Consider the following 4,623-nt stretch of genomic DNA (forward strand, 5'->3'; position numbering starts at 1 on the left):
AGGGTTCGTCGGCAGCGTCAGATGGGTATAAGAGACAGGGGTCGGCCCGCTCCCCCCGAGCCTGGAATGCAGGTAGGCTCCGGTAGCAGTTCTTGGTCCCACCCGCAGGCGCACACCCTCCACGTCCTTGAGCTCGCCCCAGACGGCCACCCCGTTCGGAAAGTACCTGCTCATCAAGCGCCTCGCGCTGGGTGGGATGGCGGAGCTGTTCCTCGCGCACAAGCCTCCTTCGCAGGAGCTGGTGGTCATCAAGCGGATCCTCCCGTACCTCTCCGAGGAGCCGGAGTTCGTCCAGATGTTCCTGGACGAGGCGCGCATCGCCGCCCAGCTCCACCACCCCAACGTCGTGCAGGTGCACGAGCTGGGGAAGGAGGGCGACAACATCTTCATCTGCATGGAGTACGTGGAAGGCGTCGACCTGCGCCGCGTGCTCGTGGAGGAGGCCAAGTTCGGCTCCTGCCTGCCGTATGGGGTCGCGGCGAGGATCTGCGCGTACATCGCGTCGGGCCTGGACCATGCGCACTTCAGCCGGGGCGTGGATGGCCGGCCGCTGGAGCTGATCCACCGGGACGTCAGTCCCCAGAACGTGATGATCAGCTACGACGGGCGCGTGAAGCTCGTCGACTTCGGCATCGCCAAGGCCGGCGCGTTCATGGAGCGCAGCAAGCCGGGCGTCATCAAGGGGAAGTTCCTCTACCTGTCGCCCGAGCAGATCATGCAGGAGCGGCTGGACCACCGGGCGGACATCTACGCGCTCGGGGTGATGCTGTACGAAATCACCACCGGCAAGCAGCCCTTCTCCCGGCAGACCACGGAGGGCATCCTCTACGCCATCCGCCACGAGGAGGCGACGCCGCCGCACCTGGTGCGCCCCGACTATCCGGAGGAGCTGTCGCGCATCGTGATGCGGTGCCTGGTGAAGGACCGCACGCAGCGCTACCAGCGGGCGTCCGCCGTGAGGGCGGACCTGGACGCGTTCCTCGCCTCCGGCGTGCTCAAGCAGAGCCTGGACATTCCGCACTACATCGCGCGCCTGCTCGGGGAGGCCGACGAGCGCACCGTGCTGCACATCCCGCCGGCGAAGCGCGCGGGCCGGCACGAGGCCACCGTTCCGCTGCCGTCCCTGCGGTCGCCGCCTCCGCCTCCGCCTCCGCCCGTGCCGTACCTGCCGGAGGACACCGCCGCGCGCACGCTGCCGCTGGCGTCGGAGGTGGAGGACACCGCGGCCAGGACGCTGCCGCTGCCCCCGGAGGTGGAGGACACGGCCGCGCGCACGTTGCCGCTGCCCCCGGAGGTGGAGGACACCTCCGCGCGCACGCTGCCCCTGGGAGGTTCGGCGTCCGGGATGGGCCGGGCGCAGCCCCGGACGGGCCCTGGCGCGGTGACGCCCGCGGGGCTGGTGGCGCGTCCGCCCGCGCGCCGGCCCACGCGGGAGGGCGCGGTGCTGCGCGCCTACGACGACAAGGACGGCGAGCCCGCGACGCAGATGGCGCTGCCTCGCGAGCTGCCCACGCGCCGCGCGGACGAAGAAGACGACGAGGACCTGGACGAGTCCACCGCCGTCGGGACGATGCCCGGTGCCTATCCGCCCCGTCGGCACCTGGAGCCGGTGCTGGAGCCGGAGACGTTGCAGGACGAGGAGGACGAAGACGCGGACTCCACCGTGCCGCTGCGCGCGCGCCGGCCCCGGGGCGTCGTGCCCGCGCCGGTGCGACGCGGTGGGGCCGCGGATCCCACCGCGCGTCCGTCGCCTCCGGTGGAACGCGGGGACGCGGAGCGCGCGCGCCGGATGTCCTCGCCCGGCGTGGCCATGCCGCGCGGCCCGGTGGACGGCGACCCGTTTTCTCCCTCTCCGCGCCGGACGCCGCCGCACCCGTCGGATGCGCGGGGGGCACCGCCGCCACCTCCGGGCTCGCGCCGGCCGGGCAGTGGTCCGGGTGATGACGGTCGCTCCGAGCCGTTGGCCTCGGGACCCCGACGCATGGGCGTGCCTCCGGGCGATGACGGCCGCTCCGAACCGCTGGCCTCGGGACCCCGACGCATGGGCGTGCCTCCAGGCGATGACGGCCGCTCCGAACCGCTGGCCTCGGGACCCCGACGCATGGGCGTGCCCCCGGGGGATGAGGGGCGCGGGGCTCCGTCCCCGGGCGCTCGACGCCCCGGGCCGCAGTCCAGCGACGCGAACCGCTCCGCCCCGCCCGTGAACGCGGGGGCGCGCAACGTCCGTCCTCCGCCGCGTCCGTCCCCCGAGGACGAAGAGCGCTTCAGCACCGACCCGGGCATGTCCGGGGCGAGCCAGACGGATCCGACGCCCAGTCAGTCGGATGATCCGGATGACGACGAGTCCACCGTCGGGTTCCAGGCGCCGCGCCAGCCGTCCCGGAAGGGCTTCCGCGCCGCGGACGTCGAGGACGAAGACGACGAGGAGCAGGGCTTCGACGACGAAGACGGACCGGACACCTTCGACTCCTCCGCATCCCCCCGGAGCGCGCGCACGGTCGTGATGCTGACGGTGGCCGCGCTCGTCGTCGTGTTGCTGAGCCTGGGCGCCGCCTGGATCATGGGCGCCTTCGAGCCGGAAGCGCCTCCTCGGCCCACGCCAATGAGGGCGCCAAACACGGAGGCGCCGTCCCGTCCCGGTCCCACCGGCACGGCCCCCATGACACCTCCCCAGGACGTTCCCGCCAAGGCTCCGGCGGCGAAACCCAGCGAAACCGTCCTCGCGAACACCTCCGCGACGCCGGATGCGGCACCCGCGGGGGACGCGAACGCGCTCGCCGTGGCGACCCCTCCGGCCCCCCAGGTGGAGCCCGAAACCCCGGTCCCCGCCAGGCCGCCTGCTGCCCCCGCCACGGTGGAGGTTCGGTTCGATGCGCCGGCGCGCACCGTGCTTGGCCGGCCGGGGGGCGAAAAGCTGCCCATCAACCAGGTCCTCGCCCTGTCCCCCGGCCTGCTTCGGGTCCAGTACACATGTCCGGGAAAACGGATACTTCCACGCATCGAGACCTACAACATCCGACCTGGAACCGTGGAACTCCAGACGCTGCGGGTCCCATGCCGGAGGCGGCGCTAATCGGGACGGCCACTTGCCCGTATGCGGCATGCGCACCCTGCGGCGGACACGTAGGACCGGGTAAGCTTGAGTGCCCTTAAGTCGTTGGAATTCCTTGGCTTTCCACCAAGCGGGCGCGTTTACACATGTCAGAGGGGTCCGTAGACTCCGGCCCCTCTATGGCTCGCGCGAAGAAGCAGAAGAACATCATCCGACAGAGGACCTACCCCGCGGGGAGGGTGGCCCGGCAGCTTCCGGTCGCCCCTGAGCCGAACCGCCTGGTGAAGGTGTGGCGGCGCGTGTTGGAGCGGCGGCTGCGCACGCGGCTGCGGGGGAAGGTGGCGGTGGAGATCCACGACAACACGCACACGATGCTGACGTTCCAGCGCCAGCGCGCGTTGTGGCGGCTGCGGCTGCACCACATGTTCCTGGCCGCGCCGGACGAAGTGCTCCAGGCGCTCGCCAGCTTCGTGCGCACGGGGGACGCGGACGCGAGCGTGCTCCTGGACAAGTACATTGAGCGCAACCGCATCTTCATCCGCCGGCTGTCCCCGGCGCAGATGCGCAAGCGGCTGCGGCTGTCCCCGGTGGGGCGCTACCACGACCTGGCGCGCATCTACGAGCGGCTCAACGAACGCTACTTCCAGAGTCGCATCGACGCGGCCATCACCTTCGGGCCGGCGCCCCGGGTGAAGGGCCCGCGCAAGAGCATCAAGATGGGCTCGTACTCGGCGGACTCGAAGGTCATCCGCATCCACCCGGCGTTGGACCAGCCCCTGGTGCCCCGCTACTTCGTGGAGTGGATCGTCTTCCACGAGATGCTGCACCACGTCTACCGCGCCCGCAGGGGCGAGGACGGCCGGCGCTGCATCCACCCGCCGGAGCTGATGGAGCACGAGAAGCGCTTCCACGACTACCAGCGGGCGGTCGCCTGGGAGCGGGAGAACCTGGACCTGCTGCTGTGCGCCCGCACGGAGCAGGCCTGAAGTCGGGCCCCCTCCCCGGGCGCCGTGTGGGCGTCAGGGGAGGTGGGACCTCGCTGCTTTCGCTCGTGAGCGCGGCCGGGGGTTCGCGGCCCTCCGAGCACCGCAGGCGCGTCAGGGAAGGATGAGGCCCCCCGGGCTGCGCCGCTCGGAGGTGGCCGGGGCGGGGGGCTCGCCCGCTGTCGGAGCCCCGGTGGCTGACTGGGCCTGCGCGCCCGCGGCGGCCAGGACGACGACCTTGGTGAAGAGCGTCTCCGCGAAGCGGGAGTAGGGCTCCTCGACGCCGTGGAAGAGCCTCCGGGCCTCGGCCCGGGCCATGTCCGCCTGCGGGGGCCGGCCGGTGGCCTCGAAGAAGGCCGCCATCCGCCACAGCCGGCGCGCGTAGCGCTGGCGCACCTCCGGGGTGAAGTAGGCCCGCGCCGCGTCCAGGACCTTCTGCCGCACCTGCTCCTGGCGCTGGGGCGCGCTCAACGCCAGCGGGCTTCCGGCCAGCGCCGCCACCTGCTCCATCAACCGCCGCACGTCCGCGTCGGGCGGCATCCACTCGGCGATCTCCGGCGTCGCGTGGAGCTGGTCGCCCTCCAGGGC

At 72.2% G+C, this 4,623-nt stretch carries 2 protein-coding genes and 1 pseudogene; 2 read left to right on the forward strand and 1 reads right to left on the reverse strand.

What is annotated here, in order from left to right:
- Positions 1-127: 127 nt before the first annotated feature.
- Positions 128-3,073 (forward strand): serine/threonine-protein kinase, encoded by a 2,946-nt coding sequence (locus D7Y13_RS47305; RefSeq protein ID WP_208734537.1) that lies wholly within the window; start codon positions 128-130, stop codon positions 3,071-3,073.
- 158 nt (positions 3,074-3,231) lie between these two features.
- The gene (locus D7Y13_RS38825; RefSeq protein ID WP_233596047.1) at positions 3,232-4,038 is read left to right on the forward strand and encodes a hypothetical protein; all 807 of its coding nucleotides are present in this window, start codon (positions 3,232-3,234) and stop codon (positions 4,036-4,038) included.
- A 111-nt stretch (positions 4,039-4,149) separates the two neighbouring features.
- On the opposite strand, the pseudogene D7Y13_RS38830 reads toward D7Y13_RS38825, so the two are convergent.
- Positions 4,150-4,623, reverse strand: a pseudogene (locus tag D7Y13_RS38830) (hypothetical protein); the annotation flags it as partial.

The organism is Corallococcus praedator, assembly GCF_003612125.1.
GTDB lineage: Bacteria > Myxococcota > Myxococcia > Myxococcales > Myxococcaceae > Corallococcus > Corallococcus praedator.